The organism is Stenotrophobium rhamnosiphilum (genome assembly GCF_003052265.1).
Lineage (GTDB): Bacteria > Pseudomonadota > Gammaproteobacteria > Nevskiales > Nevskiaceae > Stenotrophobium > Stenotrophobium rhamnosiphilum.
Genome location: NZ_QANS01000007.1, coordinates 166,973 through 190,928, shown reverse-complemented (window position 1 = coordinate 190,928; position 23,956 = coordinate 166,973). Strand labels below are relative to the sequence as shown.

21 protein-coding genes and 1 pseudogene are annotated in these 23,956 nt (G+C 55.6%); 6 read left to right on the top strand and 16 right to left on the bottom strand.

All coding sequences use genetic code 11. The features are described from left to right. The first annotated feature begins 63 nt into the window (after positions 1-63). The 4 genes from CJD38_RS16825 to CJD38_RS16810 all read left to right on the top strand — a co-directional run bounded on the left by CJD38_RS16825 (position 64) and on the right by CJD38_RS16810 (position 3,272). On the top strand, positions 64-1,497 hold the full coding sequence (locus CJD38_RS16825) for a DHA2 family efflux MFS transporter permease subunit (RefSeq protein ID WP_107941543.1): 1,434 nt from the start codon (positions 64-66) through the stop codon (positions 1,495-1,497). An 85-nt stretch (positions 1,498-1,582) separates the two neighbouring features. Next, on the top strand, positions 1,583-1,936 hold the full coding sequence (locus CJD38_RS16820; RefSeq protein ID WP_107941542.1) for an FKBP-type peptidyl-prolyl cis-trans isomerase: 354 nt from the start codon (positions 1,583-1,585) through the stop codon (positions 1,934-1,936). Between the two features lie 257 nt (positions 1,937-2,193). Continuing rightward, positions 2,194-2,373: a hypothetical protein gene (locus CJD38_RS16815; RefSeq protein ID WP_107941541.1), complete on the top strand. Its 180-nt coding sequence runs from the start codon at positions 2,194-2,196 to the stop codon at positions 2,371-2,373. 65 nt (positions 2,374-2,438) lie between these two features. Further along, entirely contained in the window at positions 2,439-3,272 is an 834-nt protein-coding gene (locus CJD38_RS16810; protein WP_107941540.1) for a metal-dependent hydrolase, read from the top strand. A 76-nt stretch (positions 3,273-3,348) separates the two neighbouring features. Here the strand turns inward: CJD38_RS16810 and CJD38_RS16805 are convergent. The 10 genes and pseudogenes from CJD38_RS16805 to cyoA form a co-directional block, all read right to left on the bottom strand. Then, a pseudogene (locus CJD38_RS16805) lies at positions 3,349-4,614 on the bottom strand (MFS transporter). 7 nt (positions 4,615-4,621) lie between these two features. Beyond that, complete coding sequence (locus CJD38_RS16800) at positions 4,622-5,185, bottom strand: isochorismatase family protein (RefSeq protein ID WP_107941539.1); 564 nt, start codon at positions 5,183-5,185, stop codon at positions 4,622-4,624. 14 nt (positions 5,186-5,199) lie between these two features. After that, positions 5,200-6,675, bottom strand: coding sequence for a flavin monoamine oxidase family protein (locus CJD38_RS16795; RefSeq protein WP_107941538.1), 1,476 nt, complete (start codon positions 6,673-6,675; stop codon positions 5,200-5,202). A gap of 20 nt (positions 6,676-6,695) precedes the next feature. After that, positions 6,696-7,256, bottom strand: a complete 561-nt coding sequence (locus CJD38_RS16790; protein ID WP_107941537.1) for a response regulator transcription factor — start codon at positions 7,254-7,256, stop codon at positions 6,696-6,698. Continuing rightward, the gene (locus CJD38_RS16785) at positions 7,234-8,568 is read right to left on the bottom strand and encodes an ATP-binding protein (protein ID WP_240783698.1); all 1,335 of its coding nucleotides are present in this window, start codon (positions 8,566-8,568) and stop codon (positions 7,234-7,236) included. The genes CJD38_RS16790 and CJD38_RS16785 overlap by 23 nt, the downstream gene beginning before the upstream one ends. A 152-nt stretch (positions 8,569-8,720) precedes the next feature. Next, the gene (locus CJD38_RS16780; RefSeq protein ID WP_107941536.1) at positions 8,721-9,449 is read right to left on the bottom strand and encodes an SURF1 family protein; all 729 of its coding nucleotides are present in this window, start codon (positions 9,447-9,449) and stop codon (positions 8,721-8,723) included. A gap of 2 nt (positions 9,450-9,451) precedes the next feature. Further along, the gene (gene cyoD, locus CJD38_RS16775) at positions 9,452-9,859 is read right to left on the bottom strand and encodes a cytochrome o ubiquinol oxidase subunit IV (RefSeq protein WP_107941535.1); all 408 of its coding nucleotides are present in this window, start codon (positions 9,857-9,859) and stop codon (positions 9,452-9,454) included. Then, positions 9,856-10,479, bottom strand: a complete 624-nt coding sequence (gene cyoC, locus CJD38_RS16770) for a cytochrome o ubiquinol oxidase subunit III (RefSeq protein WP_107941534.1) — start codon at positions 10,477-10,479, stop codon at positions 9,856-9,858. Before cyoC ends, cyoD begins: the two co-directional genes overlap by 4 nt. Before the next feature lie 2 nt (positions 10,480-10,481). Further along, the gene (gene cyoB / locus CJD38_RS16765) at positions 10,482-12,488 is read right to left on the bottom strand and encodes a cytochrome o ubiquinol oxidase subunit I (RefSeq protein ID WP_107941533.1); all 2,007 of its coding nucleotides are present in this window, start codon (positions 12,486-12,488) and stop codon (positions 10,482-10,484) included. Between the two features lie 36 nt (positions 12,489-12,524). After that, entirely contained in the window at positions 12,525-13,616 is a 1,092-nt protein-coding gene (cyoA, locus tag CJD38_RS16760; RefSeq protein ID WP_107941532.1) for a ubiquinol oxidase subunit II, read from the bottom strand. 256 nt (positions 13,617-13,872) lie between these two features. Between cyoA and CJD38_RS16755 the strand changes: the two genes are divergently transcribed. Then, complete coding sequence (locus CJD38_RS16755) at positions 13,873-15,201, top strand: MFS transporter (protein WP_107941531.1); 1,329 nt, start codon at positions 13,873-13,875, stop codon at positions 15,199-15,201. A gap of 146 nt (positions 15,202-15,347) precedes the next feature. On the opposite strand, the gene CJD38_RS16750 is transcribed toward CJD38_RS16755, so the two are convergent. Beyond that, positions 15,348-16,826: an alkaline phosphatase family protein gene (locus CJD38_RS16750; RefSeq protein WP_107941530.1), complete on the bottom strand. Its 1,479-nt coding sequence runs from the start codon at positions 16,824-16,826 to the stop codon at positions 15,348-15,350. Positions 16,827-16,976: 150 nt separating this feature from the next. Between CJD38_RS16750 and CJD38_RS16745 the strand changes: the two genes are divergently transcribed. After that, positions 16,977-17,156, top strand: a complete 180-nt coding sequence (locus CJD38_RS16745; protein WP_107941529.1) for a hypothetical protein — start codon at positions 16,977-16,979, stop codon at positions 17,154-17,156. Positions 17,157-17,173: 17 nt separating this feature from the next. Here the strand turns inward: CJD38_RS16745 and CJD38_RS16740 are convergent, their stop codons facing one another. From CJD38_RS16740 to CJD38_RS16720, 5 genes are all read right to left on the bottom strand, one after another. After that, on the bottom strand, positions 17,174-19,141 hold the full coding sequence (locus CJD38_RS16740) for an AsmA family protein (protein WP_107941528.1): 1,968 nt from the start codon (positions 19,139-19,141) through the stop codon (positions 17,174-17,176). Between the two features lie 367 nt (positions 19,142-19,508). Beyond that, positions 19,509-20,297: an enoyl-CoA hydratase/isomerase family protein gene (locus CJD38_RS16735; protein ID WP_107941527.1), complete on the bottom strand. Its 789-nt coding sequence runs from the start codon at positions 20,295-20,297 to the stop codon at positions 19,509-19,511. 78 nt (positions 20,298-20,375) lie between these two features. Continuing rightward, entirely contained in the window at positions 20,376-21,647 is a 1,272-nt protein-coding gene (locus CJD38_RS16730) for an acetyl-CoA hydrolase/transferase family protein (protein WP_107941526.1), read from the bottom strand. Next, positions 21,647-22,528 (bottom strand): HpcH/HpaI aldolase/citrate lyase family protein, encoded by an 882-nt coding sequence (locus CJD38_RS16725; RefSeq protein WP_107941525.1) that lies wholly within the window; start codon positions 22,526-22,528, stop codon positions 21,647-21,649. The genes CJD38_RS16730 and CJD38_RS16725 overlap by 1 nt, the downstream gene beginning before the upstream one ends. 113 nt (positions 22,529-22,641) lie before the next feature. Then, on the bottom strand, positions 22,642-23,808 hold the full coding sequence (locus CJD38_RS16720) for an acyl-CoA dehydrogenase family protein (RefSeq protein WP_107941524.1): 1,167 nt from the start codon (positions 23,806-23,808) through the stop codon (positions 22,642-22,644). Positions 23,809-23,956 lie beyond the last annotated feature (148 nt).

The window sequence follows — 23,956 nt, the reverse complement described above, 5'->3', positions numbered from 1 at the left end:
TCATCGAAGACAACAGAAAGTCCTGTGGATCGATTCAATAAAGTTTTCGAGTAGCATTGCTTTATGACAACCGCTGAAGATCCCCGCCGCCGCTGGTTAGCGCTTTACGTTCTGTGCCTCGGCGTGTTGATGATTGTGCTCGACACCACCGTGGTGACGGTGGCGCTGCCGTCGATTCAAACGGACCTGGGCTTTACCGACACCTCGCTGGTGTGGGTGCTCAATGCCTACATGCTGACGTATGGCGGCTTTCTGCTATTGGGCGGACGCTTGGGTGATCTCTACGGCAATCGGCGCTGGTTCTTGATGGGCTTAGTGCTGTTTACAGTAGCGTCGCTAGCCTGTGGCATTCCGGGCACGCAGTTCACGCTGGTAGCAGCGCGCGCATTGCAAGGCGTCGGCGGTGCGGTGGTGACGGCTGTAGCACTGGCAATCATCTTGAATCTGTTCGCCGACAATGGCGAACGCGCCAAGGCCATGGGCATTTACGGATTTGTGACCGCAGCGGGCGGCACGATTGGTGAAGTGCTGGGCGGCGTGATTACGCAGTACGTGAACTGGCATTGGATCTTCCTGATCAATCTGCCGATTGGTATTGCGGTGTATGTGATGTGCTTGCGTCTATTGCCCGTTGATACGAAAACACGCACGACTCAAAAGCTCGATGTGACTGGCGCAGTCACTGTCACGCTGGGCCTTATGCTGGCGGTGTACGCGATCGTCAATGGCAATGCAGCCGGTTGGCACTCGGTGCAGACGCTGGGGATGCTCACAGCCAGCGCCGTGCTGCTCGGCGCATTCCTCATCATTGAATCACGCGTGGAGCATCCGCTGATGCCGCTGCGTTTGTTCAAGCTACACAACTTAGCCGTCGCCAATGTTATTGCGGTGTTGTGGGCCGCAGGCATGTTTGCGTGGTTTGTGATGTCGGCGTTGTATCTGCAACGCATCTTGAATTATTCGCCACTGGAGGTCGGGCTATCGTTTCTGCCTGCCGATTTGATCATGGCGATTTTTTCCTTAGGCCTGTCAGCCAAGTTGGTGATGCGCTACGGCATTAGTGCGCCGTTGTGGGTGGGCCTCGCGATCGCTGCGCTAGGGCTGCTGCTATTTGCGCGCACACCTTTGGATGGCGTGTTCTGGCTAGATGTGCTGCCCGGCATGGTGCTGATGGGCTTGGGCGGCGGCATGGCTTTCAACCCTTTGTTGCTGGCAGCCATGAATGATGCTGTCGAGGATGAAGCGGGCCTTGCCTCCGGCATTGTGAATACGTCTTTCATGATGGGCGGCGCATTGGGCTTGGCGGTATTGGCCAGCCTCGCCGATGGGCGCACACAGCAGCTTCTTCACAGCGGCGATGACGCCACTGCCGCGCTCAATAGCGGTTATCAGATGGCCTTCTTGATCGGCGCGCTGTTTACCTTTGTGGGTGCTGCGCTGGGCGCAACGTTGATACGGTCTACAACTAGCAGTACCAACACCCCACCCGCGCACTAATTTCATCAGGTGTAACCACTGACGCGTACCTTGGCCGTAAGCCATGTAAAATCGCCGCGTTATTTCTATTTATACGGAATCCAATATGACGATCACCACCACCGCTACCGGCCTGCAGTACGAAGACACCACTGTTGGCGAAGGCGCAGAAGCGAAGCGCGGCCAGCTTGTTACCGTGCATTACACCGGCTGGCTGTTTAACAACGGCACGCAAGGCAGCAAGTTTGATAGCAGCAAAGATCGCCGTGACCCGTTCCAGTTTTCACTGGGCGGCGGTCAGGTCATCCGCGGTTGGGATGAAGGCGTGCAAGGTATGAAAGTTGGCGGCACGCGTCGCCTGATCATTCCCGCTGATCTCGGTTACGGCGCACGCGGTGCAGGCGGCGTTATTCCGCCTAACGCGACGCTGTTGTTTGAAGTGGAATTGCTCGCGGTTTAATCGCCTAGCAGTTGCATAAATAAGGCCGCGCTCGAATCATTTCGAGCGCGGCTTTTTTTATGGGTCTGATTCGTAGTGTGCGCCTTGCGCACGCGAAATTAGTGCTACCTACAACACCGCGTGCGCACTGCGCACCCTACGTAAGCGTCACTCTATGCGGTTCACCGCACCGACCTCACTCGCAGACGTAATTAAGGTGGTTTCAACGAATCCAGAACAGCACGGCACCTCGCCGCTCGCAGGATTCACGAGGCACCATGAAAGAACAAACTGAGCGCACCGCTGCAGTCAGCATTGTAAAAAAGCTGCACCGCATTCCAGCAGACAGCATTGCCAACATCGTTGAGCAATCAAAGCTCTTCTCTGCTCGATACATGCCTAGCTCACGCAATCGTCGCGTCGGCACCATCTCGCTCGAGTGGAACAAGCTGAGCTAAAAGCTGCTCCGTGTCCATGCGCCATCAAGATATGACGCTTCATTTCATAAACTGAGGAACATCGCATGATCCCCACTCGTCGCGATTTACATTTCAAACTATTGCCTAGCAGCGTCAGTAACTGGCATGCCAAAGGGCCGTACGTCACGCAGTTCACCAACGCGATGTCGATCTTCTTTCCAGAAGGCGAACGCTTCTTCATCCACACCGTGCGTCATTACCGCGATCACATTCATGAGCCGCAGCTGAAGAAAGCTGTGACTGCCTTCATCGGGCAGGAAGCGATGCATGGTCGCGAACATGACGAGCACAATCGTCTGCTCAATAGAGCGGGCCTGCCGGCTGATGAGCTTGAACGTCAGGTGAAGAAATTTCTTGTCATGCTAGAAGAAAAACTCCCTCCTGCCGCACAGCTATCCATCACGATTGCGCAGGAACATTTCACCGCGATCATGGCTGAGATTGTACTGACGGATCCACGCATCCTTGCGGGTGCAGATGCACGCCTCAAAGCCATGTGGCGCTGGCATGCACTGGAAGAGATTGAGCACAAAGCGGTTGCGTTTGATGTCTACGAGGCTGTGATGGGTCGCGGCATCAAAGCCTATGCGCTGCGCAATACGAGCTTAGTCATCACCACGCTCGGATTTCTGTCGCTGGTGCTCTACTACCAGCAGCGCATGCTCAAAGCAGACTCGCATCCACGTAGCTGGAAAGATTTCGGCGCGTTCGCAAAATTCATGCTGATCTCGCCAGCTCTGCTGCCGAAACTCGCGTTGCCGTGGCTGAGTTATATGCGCCCCGGCTTTCATCCTTGGGATCACGACAATCGTGATCTGCTCAAAGAGATGAACACGCTGGTAGCAAAGACGAAGAAGTACGAGCTACAAGCCGCATGAGCACCAAACGAGCGAGCAAGCCTGACAACGACGTCAGCTTAGAAAAAAACGCTGAGCCGAAACAGAGTCGCCTGCTTCATTTCGAAGTAACGTCCTTGTCCATGCTGACGCTGAGACGTCCTGCTTCAAAACGCATGCGCAAATGGCGATGCACGATTAGATAGCGCAAACCGATGAGCGCTGCGCCAAATCCTGCTGCTGCCCCCACCGCCAAGGCCCATCGCGGACCAAATGTGTCTGCCACGTAACCGACGATAGGAGCGCCCATTGGCGCGCCGCCTAAAGCCACGGCAAGGAAGATCGCCATCACGCGACCACGCATATCTGGGTCTGTAGATAATTGCATTACGCCATTGGCGGTCGTCGTGAATGTTTGCGCGTAGGCACCGATGACGATCAGCGCCAGACCGAACATCCAGTAGTTCGGCATGATCGCGGCAAACACAAAGCCAACACCAAACAATGCTGCGGCTGTGAACAATAAAGTCATGCGTGGCTGCAAACGCTTGGCCGAGAGCAGCGCGCCAGCAACAGAGCCAATCGCCATGATTGATGTCAGCAGCCCGAACTCATGCGCGCCAGCGTGAAAGACGCCGACCGCCATCGTTGAAATGTAGATCGAAAAGTTAAGCCCGAAAGTGCCGATCAGAAACAACATGAACAGTATCGCTTTGAGATCAGGCCGCGCCCAGACATAACGAAACCCATCCGCGAGCGCGCTGCGCTTCATGGCCGTGCGCTCACGCAGGTGTAACTCACTCGTGCGCAGCAAGCTCATTGAATACAACACAGCAGCAAACGATGCCGCGTTGAGCAGAAACACCCAGCCCGTGCCGATCAGAGTAATCAACGCACCTGCAATCGCGGGGCCGATGAGTCTCGCAGCGTTGAAGGATGCAGAGTTGAGCGCCACTGCATTCGACAAATCCTCTTCGCCCACCAACTCTGAGACAAAGGTCTGACGCGCTGGCGCATCAAACGCCGCGACGCAGCCAAGTCCGAAGGCAAAACAGTAAACGTGTCAGAGCTGCACAAGACCCGTGACGGTGAGCAAACCAAGACCTAGTGCGAGTAAACCCATCAGCACCTGCGTCGCGATCAGAAGTTTGCGTCGATCAACATGATCTGCCGTCGATCCACTCAAAGGCAGCATCAGCAACTGCGGCCCGAACTGCAGCGCGATCACGATACCGACGGCGGTCGCGTTTTGATTGGTGAGTTGCGTCAGCACCAGCCAGTCCTGCGCCGTGCGCTGCATCCAGGTGCCGATGTTGGACACGCTGGATCCTATCGCCCATACGCGATAGTTAGGAATGGATAGCGATCGGAAGATGCCGCTCATCGCGCGCTCATGCGCGCGTGCGATCGAGTAGCTCGATGATCTCTTGTGTGCTGCCGCATTCACCGAGTCGCGGGAAGATGCGCGTGATGCTGTTGACGTGCGAGTCGGCGTGCGTATCCGTCATCGCATCGACTGCCAGCGTTACGTTGAAGCCCAACTCGTAAGCGTGGCGCGCGGTGGACTCCACGCCAATGCTGGTCGCGATGCCACAGATCACAACTTGCGTGACACCTTGCGCTTGCAACTGCGCCTGCAAATCAGTGCTGCTGAACGCGCCCCAACTGCGTTTGCTGACAACGTGATCTTCTGGCTGCTGATGCAGCTCTGGCACGATCTGCGCCCAATCATCCGGGCGCGATGCCGTGCTGCGCGTCTGATCTGTACGTCCAGATACACCCGCCACCACATTCACCAACATCACTGGCAAGCGATGACGACGAAATGCACTCGCCAGATCGCTGCAACGCTGCACGATCTCCGCCGCTGGTGTGACCGTTGGCATAGCGACGACACCGTTCTGCAAATCAATCACGATCAGTGCAGTCTTGGCGTCCAGCGTGGTCAGAGCCATGAAGATTCCTGCCGTTATTTCGTAAGCCGCGTAAGCAGATCTGCTGCAGCCTGTTCGCCTGCACGTATTGCACCATCCATATAGCCGGTCCAACGCTGCGCGGCTTCGGTGCCAGCCCAGTGGATGCGGCCGATAGGCTGACGCAATGCAGCGCCGTATCGACTGAGCACGCCAGGTGGCAAGGCAATGGTGGGGCCACCGAAGGTCCACTCATCCACCGTCCAATCTTTTTCTTCGTAGGCCAGTGGCTTCAACGCTTCAGAACCAAACCAGCGCGCGAAGCATTCGAGCACTGCCGCTTTGCGTGCGGGCGCGGAGAGTTTGCGCCACAGGCGTTCATCATCACCACCGACGAACCCAAGCAGCGCGGGGCCTTCATTGGAGCTGTCGTCATAACTGGCAACAACCGGGCCGCGCAAGCTGCCAACATCTCCTGCATATCCAAGCTCACGCCAGAACGGTTTTTCGTAGGTGATGACAACCTTGGCGTAGCGGCCCATCGGTGCGCGCGTTTCCAGATCACGCCGATCACCGGTCAGTGATGGCGTAAACGTAATCGCCGTGTTCATCGCCGGCGGGATTGCCATCACCACATAACGTCCGCGCCAGTTACCGTGATCAGTCTCGACCGTCACGCCCGCCGCATCATGCATCACGCGGCGCACAGGTTGTGACAACTTCACTGCTGCGCCAAGGTCTTTCGCCATGCGCAGCGACAACTGCTGCGAGCCGCCTTCAATCACGCTGTCCTGCGCACCACCACGACCACCGATGAGCATCTCGATGTTATCGCCCTGCGCAACGTAATAAGACCAGAGCAAAACAGAGATCTCATCCGGATCCACGCCCAGAACAGCGCGCGTCATCACTTTGGCGAAGTCACGTGATGATTTTTTATAGCTGTTTTCCTTGACCCATTGCGCGAGCGTGATTGCATCCAGCTCTGCTGCATCGGATACCGCCCATGGTGTCGTCGGGCCAACGCGTTTGGCCAGAGCATTCATCTTGTTGATGATGTGGCCGAGATCCAGTTTCTGTAGCAAAGACAAGGCCGGCACACTGCCTTCGAACTCGACACGTTCATCGCCCAGTTCCCAAATGTGTTTGGCGTCGCTGAACACGGGTTTTATTTCGAGGCCAAATTCCTTGGCCATTGCGCGGATGCGATCTTGCGTGGGGCCAACAAACTGGCCACCGAGATCGTAACGGCGCGCGCCCACCGCAGTTGTCCACGTGCGGCCACCAACACGATCACGCGCTTCCAGCACGACCACTGACTTGCCTTTCTTCACCAGCTCGCGCGCTGACGTCAATCCAGACAAACCTGCGCCAACAACAATGACATCTACAGAACCCGTTTGCGTGCCGCCGCTTTTGCTTTTGGCTTCTGCCGTAGGCGTCTGCAAAGCAGCAACGCTCAAAACAGCAGCGGCAGAAGTGATCAGCTTGCGGCGATCAGGATTGGATGGCGCGTCATTGCGTTTGGTCATGCCTGTTCTCTGTTGCGTGATTACGACACTCCGCGCTTGGCGAGTTTGCGGGCTAGCGTGCGGCGGTGCATGCCGAGGCGGCGTGCGGTTTCGGAGACGTTGAAGTTGGTCTCCGTCAGCACTTCATGAATACGTTCCCACTCCAGCGTCTTGATTGACGTTGGGCGCCCTGCCACTGGCGCATCGACATCGCCGGTGTTGCGGGTAAACGCTGCGTCGATGTCATCGGTGTTCGATGGCTTGACCAGATAGTTGCAGGCGCCAAGCTTAATCGCCTCAACGGCAGTCACGATGCTGGCAAAACCAGTGAGCACCACGATCAGCATTTCCGGATCGTGTTCGTGCAAGAGTTGCACGACGTTCAGGCCCGATTGCACACCCAGCTTGAGATCGACCACGGCGCGCTCAGGCGATTCCGTTTTCAGAATCTCTTTGGCTTCTTCAATGCTGCTGGCGTGCAGCACGCGATAGTCGCCGCGCCGCTCAAACGAGCGTTTCAGTGCACGCGCAAATGCTGCGTCGTCTTCAACGATCAGCAGCAGATCATCTTCGATGTCTTCAGACCCAGATGTGTCCGACATCTTCGTCCTCCATCGACAGCGCATCCATCGGCATCTGTAGCGTCACGATGGCGCCGCCCTCTTCGCCGTTCTCCGCGCTCATGCTGCCGCCGAGCTTGCGTACGATGTTCATCACCAGGAACAAGCCGAGACCGCCGCCGACTTTGCCTTTGGTGGATTGATAGGGCTTGCCGAGGTTTTCAAGAATCTCTGGCGTAAAGCCGGGGCCACGATCGCGCACGGTGATCGTGAACATGCCATCAGCATGCGTGGCCGTGAGCTTGACCCACTCTGGCGAGACTTCTGCTGCGTTATCCAAAACATTCGAGATGATCTGTTTGAGCGCGGAGTCAGAAACAATACGGCAATCTTCACCGGCAAAGCGTCCGTACTTGAGCGCCTTGGAGTTACGTGAGCTGGACCATTCACGGACCAGATCAATGACGAAATCCGATGCGTTCGTCACAACAATTGATCCGCCGCGCGCTTCACCGGAAGACATCAGAATGCCGCTGACGATGGTCTTGCAGCGATCCAACTCGTGCTGCAACTCGCCGATCTCTTGCAGCATTTCAGGATCATTCTTGAATTGCGGCATGCGACGCCAGTCATTCAGCGTGACGGCCAGCGTTGCCAGCGGCGTACCGAGTTCGTGTGCAGCGCCAGAGGCGAGCAAGCCCATGCGGACGATGTGATCTTCTTCTGCCGCGCGCTGACGCATGCCAGCAAGGTTGGCATCGCGTTCACGTAGATTACGATTGATGCGGCTCATGAACACGATCAGCAGCACAGCATCGAGCACAAAACAAATCCACATGCCGATGATATGCAGATCGAACAACTGCTCTACGCCACCGGCAGGCAACTGCAACGGCACATAGAAACGTGTGAGGCCCGCGAAGCAGATGGAGGTGATACCGACCAGCGTCCACGTCGACCACGATGCCAACAGCACAGCGGCCAGCGCCAACTGCAGCGGATACAAAAACACGAACGGATTGGTAGCGCCTCCACTGAGATAAAGCAGCGCCGTGAGCGCGCCGACGTCAATCAAGAAGCCCGTCATCAACTCCAAATTGCTGGCGCTAGGCAGCGTGTACCAACGGAACAGGCTCAGTAGATTGAGGCCGATCAGCGAACTCAAAATGCCGATCATCAATTCCACCGGCAGCGGGATGTGAAACACCCACTGCGTGAAAACGATGGTGATGATCTGGCCGATCACTGCGATCCAGCGCAGGTCGATCAGCTGCTTCATGTTCTTGACGCCAGCCGGGTCGAGCATCGGCCGGGTGCGGCGCATGGAGGGGTGAATATGGTTGGCGGTTGTCATACCGCCGTAGTTTAGCGCCATGCACCACTTTGAGAATCGGTAGGAGCGCCTCTTAGGCGCGATTGGTGCCGAAACCATCGCGCCTAAGACGAGGGCATGGATGCCCCTCGGTAGAGCAACGCAGGAGCAATTGCCGAGGCGCTCCTACATGATCAGCGACGACCGTAACGAACAACCACAACTCCAGCTACCAAGGTCAACAAAGCCAAGCCATACCAGGTGATGGCATAAACCAGATGGCTGTTATGGAAGCGGACTACGGTCAGGCCGCCGAGGGGGACTCCGCCGGGGTTGGCTGCAGCATCAGCATCAATGAAATACGGAGCGACGTTCTGCATCGGCAAATATTGCGTCGCAGCAATGGCGACGACATCGCGGGAAAACCAGCGTGCTTGGGTGGGATCGTTACGCCGCAGGAATCCACCGCTGGGTTCGGTCAGGCGCAGTAAGCCGCAGACTTTAACCACACCCGCGACTTGAGCCTTGTCGCGCGAGGTTGGGGATTTTTGTTCGGCAGTGACAAAGCCACGATTGATCAGCACCACCGTGCCATCTGCGCTCTGCAGCGGCGTCAGCACCCAATCACCGGGACCACGCACAGTGACGGCTTGCACATAAGTTTCGTGATCGTGGCGATATTCGCCACTGACGCAAACGTGTGTGTACTCATCATTAATGCCCACACTCGCCCACTGTGCTTTTGCAGGTGGCACGACGGGCGCAGCGTTGACACGTTGATTGACACGCTCGATGAGATCGAGCTTCCATGCGAGGCGTTTAACTTGCCAGGTGCCGAGCGCAATAAAACTGAGGAAAGCGGCGCTGGCGAAAACTAACGCCAGCACCAAACCCAGCGACGAACGTTTCGTCGCCTCGCTCATAGCTACGGCATATTCCGCATGTCTTCGACAGACACCGGCATCATGTTGGCATTCATGTGATACATGACCCACAGCGATCCGGCGAACATGATCACCAGCAACATCGCGGTAAAGATCAGCGCCAGCATGTTCCAGCCACCTTCCGACGTCGTGTCGAGATGGAGGAAGTACACCATGTGCACAAGAACCTGTATGACTGCAAAGCCCAACACAATCGCGACGGTGACTTTGTTGTCAGGGATTACTTTTGCCATCACCAGCCAGAACGGAATCGCGGTGAGGATGACGGACAAGATGAAGCCGGTCATGTAACCCTTGAAGGTAACGTGCGGCATCCCCTCGTCGTGACCATGGCCGTGGTCATCGTGACCGTGGACTAGATCATCGTGGTTATGCGATACGGCGCTCATCTCAGCACTCCCAGCAGATAGACGAAGGTGAAGACGCCGATCCATACGACGTCGAGGAAGTGCCAGAACAAGCTGAGGCAATTGAGACGGCGGCGCATCACGGTCGTGAAGCCGTTCTTGTGCAACTGCACCATCAACGTCACCAACCAAATGCAACCAAAGGTGACGTGCAGACCGTGCGTGCCGACCAGCGTGAAGAACGCCGACAAGAACGCACTGCGCTGCGGGCCTGCGCCTTCATGAATCAGGTGATGAAACTCGTAAAGCTCAATGCCAAGAAAAGCCAGACCAAAGCAGCCAGTGATGGCGAGCCACATCAGCGTTGCCGTCTTGCGCTTGCGTGCCATTTCCAGCATCGCGAAGCCATAGGTGATCGACGACAACAACAGCATCGAGGTGTTGAGCGCGACCAGCTCAAGATCAAACAGATCTTTCGGGCTCGGGCCTGCGGCGTAGTTCGCGCCGAGCACGCCGTACATCGCGAACAAGCAAGCGAAGATGAGACAGTCGCTCATCAGATACAGCCAGAAGCCCAGCATCGTGCCGTTTTCGACGTGATGCTCTTCGGTCAGGTAAAACTCCTGAGCCGAAGCATTATTCATAGTTGCAGTATTCGCCATGATTAAGCCTGCCCTGCGAGTTGCTGAGTACGTGCATCTTCAATGCGCGCGACTTCTTCGGCCGGGATGTAGTAATCGCGGTCATTGTTGAAGGTGTGAACGATGGCAGCGCCAACCGTCACCACGAACGAGGTGATGACCAACCACCAAATCTGCCAGATCATTGCGAAACCAAACACCGTCGCCAGACCCGCCAGCACCATACCGGCCGCGGTGTTCTTGGGCATGTGGATGGCGATGAAGCCCTTGGTCGGACGCACATAGCCACGCTTCTTCATATCCGACCATGCATCGAGGTCATGCACGCGCGGCGTGAAGGCGAAGTTGTACGGTGGTGGTGGCGATGAAGTCGACCACTCCAATGTACGGCCACCCCATGGATCGCCAGTGTGATCACGCAGCGCTTCGCGATTGCGAATGCTGACGAAGATCTGCACGAGCATGGCGAGAATACCGAACAGGATCAGCACGGCGCCGAAGGCAGCGATGATGAACCAGATCTGCAGACTCGGATCATCGAAGTGGCTGAGACGACGCGTCACACCCATCAGGCCGAGAATGTAGAGCGGCGTGAAGGCGAACCAGAAGCCCGAGATCCAGAACCAGAACGAGACCTTGCCCCAGAACGCATCGAGCTTGAAGCCTATTGCTTTAGGGAACCAGAAGTTGATCGCGGCAAAGCCACCGAACAACACGCCACCGATGATCACGTTATGGAAGTGCGCAATCAGGAACAGCGAGTTGTGCAGCACGAAGTCAGCTGGTGGCACGGCGAGCAACACGCCGGTCATACCACCGATAGCGAAGGTGAACATGAAGCCCATCGTCCACAGCATCGGTACTTCAAACTTGATGCGGCCGCGATACATGGTGAACAACCAGTTGAACATCTTCGCGCCCGTCGGGATCGAGATGATCATCGTGGTGATGCCGAAGAACGAGTTCACACTCGCGCCTGAGCCCATCGTGAAGAAGTGATGCAACCACACGAGGTACGCGAGGATCGTGATCACAATCGTGGCGTAAACCATCGACGCATAGCCGAACAGTTTTTTACCGCTGAATGCTGCGACCACTTCTGAGAACACGCCGAACAAAGGCAGGATCAGGATGTAAACCTCTGGGTGACCCCAGATCCAAATCAGGTTCACATACATCATGGCGTTGCCGCCAAAATCATTGGTGAAGAAGTTGGTGCCGGCATAGCGATCCAGCGACAGCAAACCCAACACAGCGGTCAACACTGGGAACGCGGCGACGATCAGTACGTTGGTGCAAAGCGCAGTCCAAGTGAATACCGGCATCTTCATCAACGTCATACCAGGCGCACGCATCTTGATGATGGTGACCATGAAGTTGATGCCCGACAGTAAGGTTCCTATACCCGCTAGCTGTAGCGACCATATGTAGTAATCGACACCGACATCGGGACTGTAAGCGATCCCCGATAAAGGCGGATACGCCAACCAACCCGTGCGTGCGAACTCGCCAACAAACAGCGACATCATCACCAGCACAGCGCCAGACACGGTCATCCAGAAGCTGAAGTTATTCAAGAACGGGAAAGCCACGTCGCGTGCGCCGATCTGCAATGGCACCACGATGTTCATCAAGCCCACTACCAACGGCATGGCGACGAAGAAGATCATGATCACGCCGTGAGCGGTGAAGATCTGGTCGTAGTGATGTGGTGGCAGATAACCAACAGCGTCACCAAAAGCCATTGCCTGCTGCAGACGCATCATCAGCGCATCTGCAAAACCACGCATCAACATCACGAGGGCCAGCACGATGTACATGATGCCGATCTTCTTGTGATCGATGCTGGTGAACCATTCGGTCCAGAGATAATTCCACTTGCCAATCTTGGTGATCCACGCCACAACGGCGAGGCCGACGACAGCGACCATCGCAAACGTCATCAGCAGAATGGGCTCGTGCAGCGGGATCGCCTCCCAGCCCAAACGGCCGAGAAGAAGTTGCTGCAGATTACTTGTCGTTTCGTGCATCGTTAGATCTCGAAGCGCGGGATCGGTCTACGCCGATCAGCGAATAACGGCCGCGCTCAAAGGCTGCGCGGTCAGTGATAAAGACGTCGGGTTGGCGCTGCGATCAATCGTGCAGAGCGACAACACATAAGCGCGTTCAGCTTCAGACTCACCATGGCCACGCGCGCGTGGACGGTCATAAGCCAGACGACCCACGTTGTAGACGCCCGCCAAGCCGAGGCCGCCTTTCGCGTCGATGGCCATCATGTCGCGCTGACACATCTTGTTGGGATCAACGCAGAGATTAAGGATGGCGTCGTAGAGCTTGGGATCAATCTGCGCGTAACGACGCACAGCTTCGCGCTCGCTAGGTTTTTCCAGTGCCTGATACGTCGGGCGATCAAGCTTGTTGCCTGCGTCTTTGTTCTTCTGGATCCAAGCTTCGAACTCTTCTTTGCTCATGCCGTGGAAGCGGAATTTCATGCCCGAGAAACCCGCGCCGCTGTAGTTAGCCGAGAAGCCTTCGTAGTTGCCGATCTTGTTGATGACCGCGTGCAACTTGGTTTCCATTGCGGGCATGGCGTAAATCTGGCCGGCAAGCGCTGGAATATAGAAAGAGTTCATCACCGTTGACGAGGTGATCTGGAAATTGATCGGCGTGTCGATTGGTGCAGCGAGTTCATTGACCGTGGCGATGCCGTAGTCGGGATAGATGAACAGCCATTTCCAATCGAGTGCGACAACTTGCACTTGTAGTGGCTTCACATCTTTAGCCAGCGTCTGCGTAGCGCTGATGCGCGCCAGAGGACGGAAAGGGTCAAGCGTGTGCGTGGTAATCCAGGTCACGGCGCCGAGTGCGATCACGATCAACAGTGGGGCCGCCCAGATGCCCAACTCCACCGAGGTCGAGTGATGCCAGTCAGGATCGTAGGTCGCTTCGGTGTTCGAAGCGCGATAACGCCAGGCGAACCAAGCCGTCAGGATCATCACCGGAACGATGATCAGCAGCATCAGAACAGTGGAGACAATCACTAGGTTGCCCTGCTGTTGCGCGATATCGCCAGAAGGCGACAGCACCACAGACTTACAGCCGGCCAGGAAAACTGCCAGCGAAAGCAACAACATGCCGCGCAAGAATCGAAACAACATGGCGCACAGTCGGTTTGGATGGGCTTTCACTATAGGACCCCCGGGCATATTGCGCGATTGGACGTTTTGTCCAATGGCTCGTTGCCGCAATCCATGCGAGGGTAAGCGCTGGAATGGTCCCGGCTACGGCTGTAGGACCCCCTAAGTACCGAGCCTTGCATTGGGAAATGCGGCGACGTCTCACTATAGTAGTTGCATGACGTGTTGGCATTATCTACACGCCTGCGACGAAATTAAAAGTCACTCGAGAGTTTGAATGTCTACAGCTCACCACACACCTGCAGCCGAAACGCCCGCCGACGCTCAACCCGTCAAAGTGCGTTCCAGCGAAATCGCCATCGGCGTGATCATCGGCCGCATTTCCGAATTCTTCGATTTCTTCGTCTTCGGCATTGCTTCGGTTGTGGTGTTCCCTCAGGTGTTCTTCCCATTCGCTGATGCGATGACGGGCACGCTGTATTCCTTCATCGTTTTCTCGTTCGCGTTTATCTCGCGCCCGATTGGCTCGCTGATCTTCCGCGTGATTCACGAACGCTACGGACGCGGCACCAAACTCACGATTGCATTGTTCATGCTCGGCACCGCAACGGCGGGTATCGCCTTCTTGCCGGGCTACGCTGAACTCGGCAATGCCTCCATCGTACTGCTCGCGCTGTTCCGCATCGCACAGGGCATCGCACTCGGCGGAAGCTGGGACGGCCTGCCTTCACTGCTCGCATTGAACGCACCACAGAACAAGCGCGGTTGGTACGCGATGATTCCGCAGCTTGGCGCGCCGATTGGCTTCATCATTGCGTCTGCATTGTTCGTCTACCTGATCAGCGCGCTATCGACAGAAGATTTCGTCAGCTGGGGCTGGCGCTATCCCTTCTATGTGGCCTTCTCAATTAACGTCGTGACTTTGTTTGCGCGTCTGCGTTTGGTAATGACGCCAGAATTCACGCAGCTGTTGAAGACGCGTGAACTGGAACCATCACCCTTGCGCGAACTGGTTCGCACGCAAGGCGACAACATTGCACTCGGCGCTTTTGCACCGCTGGCCAGCTACGCGCTGTTCCATCTGGTGACGGTGTTCCCGCTGTCATGGGCACTGTTGTTTACAAAGCAATCGCTGACCGACTTCTTGCTCGTGCAAATTATCGGCGCGGCACTCGCCATCCCTTGCATGATCATCTCCGGCAAAGTGGCTGACAAAATTGGTCGCCGCAACACGCTGATGATTGGCGCGGTGATGATCGGCGTTTACAGCGGCTGGACGCCGGTGTTGCTGTCGGGCAGCACGATGGGCGGCTATATGTTCATCCTGCTCGGCTTCGCATTGCTCGGCTTCTCGCACGCACAGGCTGCGGGCGCAGTGAACTCCAGCTTCTCCGCGCGGTATCGCTACAGCGGCGCGGTGCTGACGTCTGATCTCGGTTGGCTCACGGGCGCTGCGTTCGCGCCACTGATCGCGTTGATGCTCGCAACCAAATTTGGCGTGGGTTACGTTGGCCTGTATCTGCTCTCAGGTGCTGCAGCGACACTGCTTGCGCTGCGTATCAACCGCAGCCTTGAAGAAAGACGCGACGACGAAAGCATTACTTAAAAACACTGTGTCATTCCGAGCGCAGCGAGGAATCTTGCTGTAACTCAAGTCTCGCTAAAGCAAGATCCCTCACGATGATCGGGATGACAACTAAAAACAAAAGGCCGCCCTTGGGCGGCCTTTTGCATATAGGCGATCACTCAACACTAAGTTTCAATCACCGGCTCTGGCGGCAAGCCTTGGCATCCTTCAAGAATCAGCTTGAGATCAGACGGTGCCGCCAAAGTTGGCGGATGAATAAACGCAGGCGGATTTTCCAAATCCAAAAAGTCGAGCAGCGTGTTGGCGTTTGCGTCGCGATACGTCAGCGCAGGCAAATTCCACTTGGCAGCAATCGTCGCAATGATTGAAGTGTGATCGTGCACCACGCTGGTCACTGCATTGGGCTTGCTATAAGGCGATACAACAACGGTCGGCACACGCATGCCAGTGATGTCGTATGAACCCTGAATGTCCGTATCTTTGAGCTTTGGTGGAATATCGTCGGGCTTAGGCACGCGAGCAGGCGGCACGTGATCGTAGTAACCGCCGTGCTCGTCATACGTCCACACCAAGAGCGTGCGCGCCCAATTCGGTGAAGCCATCACTGCATTAACGATGGAGGCAACAAAATTTTCGCCGATAGAAATGTCATCCGGATTTTCTTCTGATCCACCTTGCGCATTAACCTTGTTGTCGAGACTGCGGATAAGATCAATCACATCTTGTGGCAAGCCGGGAATGCTGGTGCTGGCAGTTTTCAAGAAACTGAACAGCGGCGAACCCACCGTGCTAACGGCGTTGAATTCCGGATCGACAAACGAAACCGCCGGCAAAGTGCCGAGCGCACAGTCGACATAGAACTGCGCAACAGGCGAGAAATTCAGCGGGTGATCGGTCAGATTCTGCGGAACGATGGCGAGCGCAGGAAGATCGGTGAAATAGCTGCGCCAGCTCACGCCGTTCTCTGTCATCTTGTCCATCAACGTGCCATTCGCAGGCCCGGGCAAGGTGAAATTAGTGGAGGTGTCTGTCGCAATCGTGCCTTGTGCAGTGCCGGAATAGAGAAAGCGGCGATTCGGATAAGTCTGGCAAGGTGCGGACGCAAAGCAGCGATCGCCCACACAGAAAGTTTTTGCGAGTGAGTAATAAAACGGGATATCGCTTTCATCCCAATAACCCATCGCCGACGTCGCCGTCTTGGCGTAGCCATTCATCTTGCCGCCATTGATCTGGATGTGTGAGCTGTTCCAGTTCTGCGTCACACGGCCAGGCTGACAAGTGCCTTGCAGATGAAAAGATTTTTGGAAGCCGCCTTCAACAGGATTGCGATTTGTGGGTTTGCCGCGAGCGTCTAACTTAAAGCCATCCGCCTTTGGCTGACCACGCTGCGACAACATACCGAAATAGTTATCGAAAGAGTGATTCTCCATCATCACTACAACCACATGATCAAACGGCAGCGCTGCATCTGCGACGCCCGCTGCACGCAGTGGATCAGGCAATGAGTTGGGCGCACGCAGTGCAGCGCCGTCGGCACCAACAGGTGATGAGCTTGAGCAGCCGGGCAAGCCACCGGTCATCGCCAATATCGCGGCCATGCTGGATTGCTGGATAAAATCACGTCGGGTAATGCGCCGCTTCATCGAATCTCCCTGTCATGAGTCGGGCTTTTGATGGCGTCGATTGTGCCTGTCGGAATCAATCACTCGTACGCTTTAGGCTCGATTTACCTTTGTACCGTGCACGTCACAAATCGTTAAAGTGCTCGTCATTAATTTTGTATAAAGGCAGCCGTGGGTTGGGAGTCGAACTATCTGTCGCTCTACGTCTCAGGCCGCAATCTGCTAAACCAAGATTACGTCACCGAGACTTATCAGTTCCGCGACGGCTACGTCGGCGCACCAACACCACGCGGCTATGCCTCATACGGCGCATTGCGTTGGTTTGGCGTACAGGCAGAAGCACGCTTCTAATCCAGTAACGACTGCGCTTATTTTTTAGCGGGCTGCGGCGCGCCCACGCGCTTGAGTAAAGCACCGCAGTCGTTATCTTCACCCAAGCCCAGCTGTATCGTCGGAATCAGCGCTGCGAGTGGCGTGAACAAGGTGCCAAGGGCGAGCGCGGCAGCGCCACGGGCGGTCAGCGCACCGGCTTCGAGTCTGATCTTCGGGTCCTTCAGCGTGCCTTTGATATTGATAGGCGTGCCGACTGAACCAATGTTGATGTGCTTGGGTTCGGTCTTCAGTCGGTAATCAATCAGTTCATCGCGAAGATTCACACTGCCGCCGCCGATGATGTTGGCTTCGGTCGTATCGACCAGCAGCGTGCGCGTGGACACCTGCCCTTGCTTCAATCCCATATCGGCCACCATGCAATGCAACTCCGCACGGCGCGGAATGCCGAGCGCAGCGCGCAGCGAGTTGCCTAAATCCAGACCCATCAGATTCACAAGTAAAGCGCTGATATCGCCGCCGGACATAAACAGTTTCATCTCGCCGTCACCACGGCCGAGCATGTCAGCAACCGAGTTGCCGGTAGAGTCGATACGCAAGACACCGCCGATTTTTCCGTCGCCGTTAAACGCCGTCATCTTCTTGAGGATGTGGCTGACATCCAGCTTACGGAAATCGACATCTGCAATTGCATGCACCAGATCCTGTCGGCCGTCGAGCATGATGTTGGCGTTGATGCTGCCTGTGCCTACGCCAAACCGCACCGGAGATAAATTCATCTGACCATCAACAATGACGACATGTAGATCGAGGTCATCCAGAGGAACTGATGCACTCTCAAGACGCGCTGCTTTGTAAGTCGCATCAACATCTGCTGCGCGGATGCGCGGCAGGCTGATGGGAATATCTGGTAAAACTTTGCCGCTGGCTTCTTTCTTGAGACGCTCAGCTTTCTGTTTCGGTGTTTCTGCTTTATCGCCCGCCTCGGTAGTCGTTGCGCCGATCGCGCCACCGAGATCCTTCATTACAAGCTTTTTAGACGCCACATTCGCGGTGATCTTGCGACGTGGTTGCGCCAATAAATCAATGGCGAGATCGCCAGACATATCACTATCACCCACGATACCGGTGAAGTTTTTAAACTTGACTCCGCCCTTATTAATATCAAGACCACCCGTGAGTCGATACGCGGATGTAGGCGGCAGGGGCACGCCGGTCAACAGATATAGATCAGCGAGATTGGAACCGCGAAAATCCAACTTTAGTTTCGCGCCACCAAAGTCGATGGGGCGGTCGATGGTTCCGATCAATGTGGCAACCGTTGCGCCATGCTTGACCACTAGATCAACTGGATAGGGCTGCGCTGGATCGCGAAGACTTAGAACCGAGCCGCCGATGAAACGGCCCGTAATTGCTTGTGCCGCATAGGTTCCTTCAGCATCAATATAAATTTTCGACTCTGCGCGCTCTGAGGCGGGTTCTGTGTGAATCTTCAGGCGAAAATTAGATTTAAGTTTTGGATCGACAAACTGCACATCACCATCAGTGATCGTGAGCTGTCCTATTTCAATCGCTGGACCTGACTTCTCATCCTTCGATTTTTGCAATTCGAATAAGTAGTTCGGCTTTCCGGATGGCCCCGACAATAGCGCTGCCTTGGGCGCGGTGACGGTGATTTCCGGCAAGCTGATCAAGCCACGTAATCCTTTCCGCGCATCGATTCTCAACGACAGTTGCGCAATCGTTGAGAAGGCACCGTCTGTCGGAAACTCTGATGGATTCGCAATGACAATATTGTCGAGAACAATCAGTGGCTGTCGCGACAGCGCCACATCCATATGACCGATGGTGACTTTCCGTCCCAAGCTCGCAGACGCCTGCGACTCAACCAGCGGTTTGAACCAGTTCCAATCCCAAAGCAAAACCAAAAGCAGCAGCAATAACCCTGATGCGATCAGGATCTTCCAGCCACGTCGGGATTTTTTATTCAGGTTTGGATTTTCCATGTGTAGTTCAGTTCAGCCACGATCTATGGCGCTAAATATACCCGGAGATGGCAATTTATAATGTGTTCTAGCGTACCGACGGAGGATGCACTGGGCATACCTATAGATCCCAATGTGGGGCAACGCACTGACGTTTTAGCCTGTCGTCTATATGTTTTATTTGAACCTAGCGTTCCTAGGCATCAAATAATTTATAGGTCCCCACATGTCACTAATCCCACTGCTCGCGTTGCCGCTTTTGGCCCTTGCTGGGCTCGTTGTCATACTTTTTATTGGACGCCGCCGACGCACTTCACAAGGTAAATGTGTGGTGCCATCTCCCGGCGGCCCTGAGTTATCTATTTTTCAAAAATCGAAGAATAGGTAACTAACGTCCCTTGAATTTTCCGGGACGCCGCTCTGCGCTCGCTCGAACACCTTCGGCAAAATCTTCAGTCGGCTGTAACAATAGTTGCTGCTGATGCTCGTGGATCAGTTGCGCCTTCACTTCTTCGACAAGATTGCCTCGCAGCGTTGCACGCGTAGAGAGCAATGCTAGCGGCGCATTGACGGCAATCTCTTTTGCGAACGCGAGCGCTGATGCTTGCAATTGATCTGCACTAACGATCTTATCGATGAGACCCCATGCAGCGCATTCTTCTGCGCTATAGCGTTCAGCGGTCAAAAACATCTGCGATGCACGTTGACCACCAATCAAGCGCGGCAAGGTATGCGTGAGCCCAAAGCCGGGATGAAAACCAAGCTTGGTGAAGTTGGCTGAAAACTTCGCTTCTGGCGCAGTGACACGGAAGTCCGCAGCAACTGCCAAACCAAGTCCCGCACCAATCGCAGCGCCCTGCACTGCCGCAACAATCGGCTTGCGGCATGTATAGATACGAATCGCTTGATCGTAGAACTCACGCAGTGGATCGGCAGTGCTGGCGCCGAACCCATTGGCTGAGACCAGATCCGCCCCGGCGCAAAAGACTTTGCCTTCTGCGGCTAAAACAATCGCACGGATTTCGGATTCTTGATCAAGACGCTCGAGCTCGTCTGCAATCAGACGTAACAAGCTCACGGTCGCGAAATTGATCGGTGGATTGCTGAAAGTTAGCAAGGCAACGTGGCCGAGAATTTCGACTTTGAGATTTTCTTTCACAGGTATCTCATGATTCATGTAGCCCGGGTGAAACCCGGGGATCTTCCATTTGCCATCAGCACAAACCCCGGGCTGCACCCGGGCTACACAATTATCTCAGAATCCCCGCTTACGAATCTCATGCGCGGCGCGATCCAGTTCCTCGCGGAAATTCGGGTGCGCAATCGCAATCAGGCGGCGTGAGCGTTCAGCGAGTGACTGACCTTTGAGTTCGGCGGCGCCAAACTCAGTGACGATGATGTCGACTTCGGTACGCGCTGTCGTCACCGGGCCCGACAGTTTCGTAACGATCTTGCTGATGCTGCCACCCTTCGCGGTTGCTGGCAGCGCGATAATGGAATGACCTCCGCGAGAGCGCGTACCGGCACGCACAAAATCGACCTGACCACCGGTACCACCAAAATACTGTGAGCCACTTTGCTCCGCGTTGACCTGACCGCTTAGGTCTACTTCCAGTGCAGAGTTGATCGTGACCAGTCGATCAAGTTGCGCAAGCACTGCCGCATCATGTGTATATGAAGCAGCGCACATGCGGACTTTCGCATTGCGGTTTACCCATTGATAAAGCTTTCTGGTGCCGATGAGCGCGCCGTTGATGGAGACGCCCTTATCGATGGCTTTGCGTGCGTTGGTGACAACGCCTGCTTCTACCAGATCAACCAGACCATCACCGAGCATGCCGGAGTGAACGCCTAGATCACGGCGATCACTCAGCAAACGCAGGATCGCATCGGGCACTGCACCAACACCCGTCTGCAGTACCGCGCCGTCTTCGATAAACGCAGCGGCGAACTTCGCGATGGCTTCATCGGTTTCGCCGATCTTTGCTGCCGCCACTTCGACGGGCATGCGCGAAACATGCACGGCGCAATCGATACGCGATGCAGGCAGTTTTTCGCCGTAGGTATACGGCACTTGATCATTGACTTCAGCAATGACGACACGCGCCTTGGCGACGGCCGACTGCATGTGATCGCTGATCAGACCCAAGCTGTGATTGCCGTCAGCGTCTGCCGGACTCACCTGCACGAATGCGACATCGCAACCGATGATGCCCTGCTCAATCATCGGACCAATTTGGCTGACGTGGCTTGGGATGATGCTGAGGCAGTTTGCGGCAGTCAGTGTACGCAGGGCGCCAATGGCGCCCATGCTTGATAGTGAGAACTTGCTGACGGATTCAGGCGTCAGCAACCCGGAGAAACTCGTTGCTGTGAATGCAGACAGATCGCCGATGCTTTCGGCTTGTGCGATCAATGCTTCGATTAATGTTTGTGGCTCGCCGCAGGCTTGGCCCCAAACGATACGATCACCGCGCTTCAGGAATTTGGCGAGGTCGAGTCCTGCAGCGTCTGTCTTGATGCTCACTATTGACCCGCGAGCTTCAACAACTGCTGCGCACGCGCGAGAAACGGACGATCCAGCATGCCGCCCTTGTAGCCAATCGTTCCAAGCGTAGGATTCGCCGCGAACAAGTCGACAATCTCTTGCGCCTGCGTAATCTCATCAGCCGTCGGCATGAACGCCTCGTTGATCACATCCACCTGCGCTGGATGAATCGCCAACATGCCGCGGAAGCCAGCACGACGGCATTGCGCAGCGCGTTTACGCAAGGTATCAAGATCACGGTAATCGCCTTGAATCGTATCGATAGCCGCGACACGTGCAGCAGCAGCACCGACCAGACACAAGCTGCGTGCGAGTTCGTAAGTGAAGCCATAACTGCCATCCGGATTCTTGTTCTCGCTTGCACCGAGTGCGTCAGCAAGATCTTCCGCACCCCAAGTCATCGCAACGAGACGCGGTGCGCCAGCATATGAACCCGTGGTCAGCATGCCTTCGGCGGTTTCGGTTACCAGTGGAAATACTTTGGTGCTGCCGAGTTCAATACCGTTGGCTGCTTCAAGCGCTAAGAGATAGTGATCGAGCACAACAAGATCGGCACCGCTACGCGTCTTCGGCACCATGATGCCACCGGGACGACCCGGCATGATCGCTGCGAGATCAGCCAACGCATGTCGCTCTTGCAGGGGATTGATACGCACCCACAAACGCGAGCGATCAGCAGGCTGCGATTGCAGGAAGGCCAGCACCAGTTCGCGTGCTTTTGGCTTCTCTGCTTCGGCGACGGCATCTTCCAGATCGAAGAGCGCGATATCAGCAGCACTGGCTGCTGCCTTCTGCATTTTCTTTTCGCTATCGCCGGGGGCGAAGAGCCATGAGCGGGCGCTGAATATTTCTGGCTTCATGAATTTTCTCTAAATATTTAATTTTACGTAGGGTGGGTAGAGCGCAGCGAAACCCACCATTCTTGCAACTTGGCCTGCGGCGGGTTTCGCTTACGCTCTACCCACCCTACGTATTAATAGGATTTCGGAAGACCCAGAACTTTCTCTGCAAGAAAATTTAGAATCATGTGAGGGCTGACTGGTGCCGTTCTCGGAATGAGTACTTCACGCAGCAAGCGTTCGACATGATATTCCTGTGCGTAGCCCATGCCACCTAAAGTCAGCATCGCGGTGTGGCAGGCTTCGAAGGCGAACTCGGCGGCGAGATATTTACCTGCGTTGGCTTCAACACCGCAGTCCTCGCCTTTGTCGAACAAGGTCGCGGCTTTCATCACCATCAGGTTCGCCGCTTCAAGCTGCGCCCAGCATTTGGCCAAGGGATGTTGGATGCCTTGGTTCATGCCAATCGGGCGATCAAACACGATGCGCTCGCGTGCGTACTGCGCTGCACGCTGAATCGCTGCTCGACCGATACCGATGGCTTCTGCACCCAAGAGAATACGTTCTGGATTGAGGCCATGAAGAATAATCTTGAAGCCATCGCCTTCTGCACCAATGCGATCTGCTTCTGGAATCCAGAGATCGTTGATGAAGAGCATGTTCGAATCGACAGCGTGACGACCCATCTTGTGAATGAGCTTCACATCAATCTTTGTTCGATCAAGATCGGTGAAGAACAGCGACAAACCATCCGTTTTACGCTTCACGTTCTCCAATGGCGTGGTGCGTGCAAGCAACATCATCTTGTTGGCGTTCTGCGCAACCGAAATCCAGATCTTTTCGCCGTTAACGAGATAACCACCTTCGCGCTTTTCTGCACGCGTCTTCAGCTTGGTGGTGTCGAGTCCGATGTTGGGTTCGGTGACCGCAAAGCAAATGCGATCTTCGCCGCGCAGCACGGGCGGAATCATTCGCTGCTTCTGCTCTTCAGTGCCGAACAGCGACACCGGTTGCATGCTGAACACCGGGCCGTGAATGCTCGACGCTGCCGTCATCGCGCCGCCTGCTTCTGCGACGGCCTGCATCATGATTGCGGCTTCAGTAATTCCCAAGCCTGCACCGCCGACCGTTTCCGGCATCGCCACGCCGAGCCAACCTGCATCAGCCATCGACTTGCTGAATTCGAATGGGAACACGCCATCGCGATCACGCTCTAGCCAGTACTCCGGCGAGAACTGCGAACAGTGCTTGAGGATCGCATCGCGGATGTTCTGCTGATCTGTTGTGAACGAGAAATTCATGGTTCAAACCCGATTCTGTGAACGACTAAAGATTGTTTCCCTCTCCCCGCCTGCGGGGAGAGGGCCAGGGTGAGGGGTATCCGCTAGAGGCGCGCCTTTTCCGAATACCCCTCATCCCAACCTTCTCCCCGCAAAAGCCGGGAGAAGG

What these genes read in the sequence shown, in the direction of transcription:
- CJD38_RS16825 (WP_107941543.1), top strand. Translation starts at nt 64, where the DNA reads ATGACAACCGCTGAAGATCCCCGCCGCCGCTGGTTAGCGCTTTACGTT.
- CJD38_RS16820 (WP_107941542.1), top strand. Translation starts at nt 1,583, where the DNA reads ATGACGATCACCACCACCGCTACCGGCCTGCAGTACGAAGACACCACT.
- CJD38_RS16815 (WP_107941541.1), top strand. Translation starts at nt 2,194, where the DNA reads ATGAAAGAACAAACTGAGCGCACCGCTGCAGTCAGCATTGTAAAAAAG.
- CJD38_RS16810 (WP_107941540.1), top strand. Translation starts at nt 2,439, where the DNA reads ATGATCCCCACTCGTCGCGATTTACATTTCAAACTATTGCCTAGCAGC.
- CJD38_RS16800 (WP_107941539.1), bottom strand. Translation starts at nt 5,185, where the DNA reads ATGGCTCTGACCACGCTGGACGCCAAGACTGCACTGATCGTGATTGAT.
- CJD38_RS16795 (WP_107941538.1), bottom strand. Translation starts at nt 6,675, where the DNA reads ATGACCAAACGCAATGACGCGCCATCCAATCCTGATCGCCGCAAGCTG.
- CJD38_RS16790 (WP_107941537.1), bottom strand. Translation starts at nt 7,256, where the DNA reads ATGTCGGACACATCTGGGTCTGAAGACATCGAAGATGATCTGCTGCTG.
- CJD38_RS16785 (WP_240783698.1), bottom strand. Translation starts at nt 8,568, where the DNA reads ATGACAACCGCCAACCATATTCACCCCTCCATGCGCCGCACCCGGCCG.
- CJD38_RS16780 (WP_107941536.1), bottom strand. Translation starts at nt 9,449, where the DNA reads ATGAGCGAGGCGACGAAACGTTCGTCGCTGGGTTTGGTGCTGGCGTTA.
- cyoD (WP_107941535.1), bottom strand. Translation starts at nt 9,859, where the DNA reads ATGAGCGCCGTATCGCATAACCACGATGATCTAGTCCACGGTCACGAT.
- cyoC (WP_107941534.1), bottom strand. Translation starts at nt 10,479, where the DNA reads ATGGCGAATACTGCAACTATGAATAATGCTTCGGCTCAGGAGTTTTAC.
- cyoB (WP_107941533.1), bottom strand. Translation starts at nt 12,488, where the DNA reads ATGCACGAAACGACAAGTAATCTGCAGCAACTTCTTCTCGGCCGTTTG.
- cyoA (WP_107941532.1), bottom strand. Translation starts at nt 13,616, where the DNA reads ATGTTGTTTCGATTCTTGCGCGGCATGTTGTTGCTTTCGCTGGCAGTT.
- CJD38_RS16755 (WP_107941531.1), top strand. Translation starts at nt 13,873, where the DNA reads ATGTCTACAGCTCACCACACACCTGCAGCCGAAACGCCCGCCGACGCT.
- CJD38_RS16750 (WP_107941530.1), bottom strand. Translation starts at nt 16,826, where the DNA reads ATGAAGCGGCGCATTACCCGACGTGATTTTATCCAGCAATCCAGCATG.
- CJD38_RS16740 (WP_107941528.1), bottom strand. Translation starts at nt 19,141, where the DNA reads ATGGAAAATCCAAACCTGAATAAAAAATCCCGACGTGGCTGGAAGATC.
- CJD38_RS16735 (WP_107941527.1), bottom strand. Translation starts at nt 20,297, where the DNA reads ATGAATCATGAGATACCTGTGAAAGAAAATCTCAAAGTCGAAATTCTC.
- CJD38_RS16725 (WP_107941525.1), bottom strand. Translation starts at nt 22,528, where the DNA reads ATGAAGCCAGAAATATTCAGCGCCCGCTCATGGCTCTTCGCCCCCGGC.
- CJD38_RS16720 (WP_107941524.1), bottom strand. Translation starts at nt 23,808, where the DNA reads ATGAATTTCTCGTTCACAACAGATCAGCAGAACATCCGCGATGCGATC.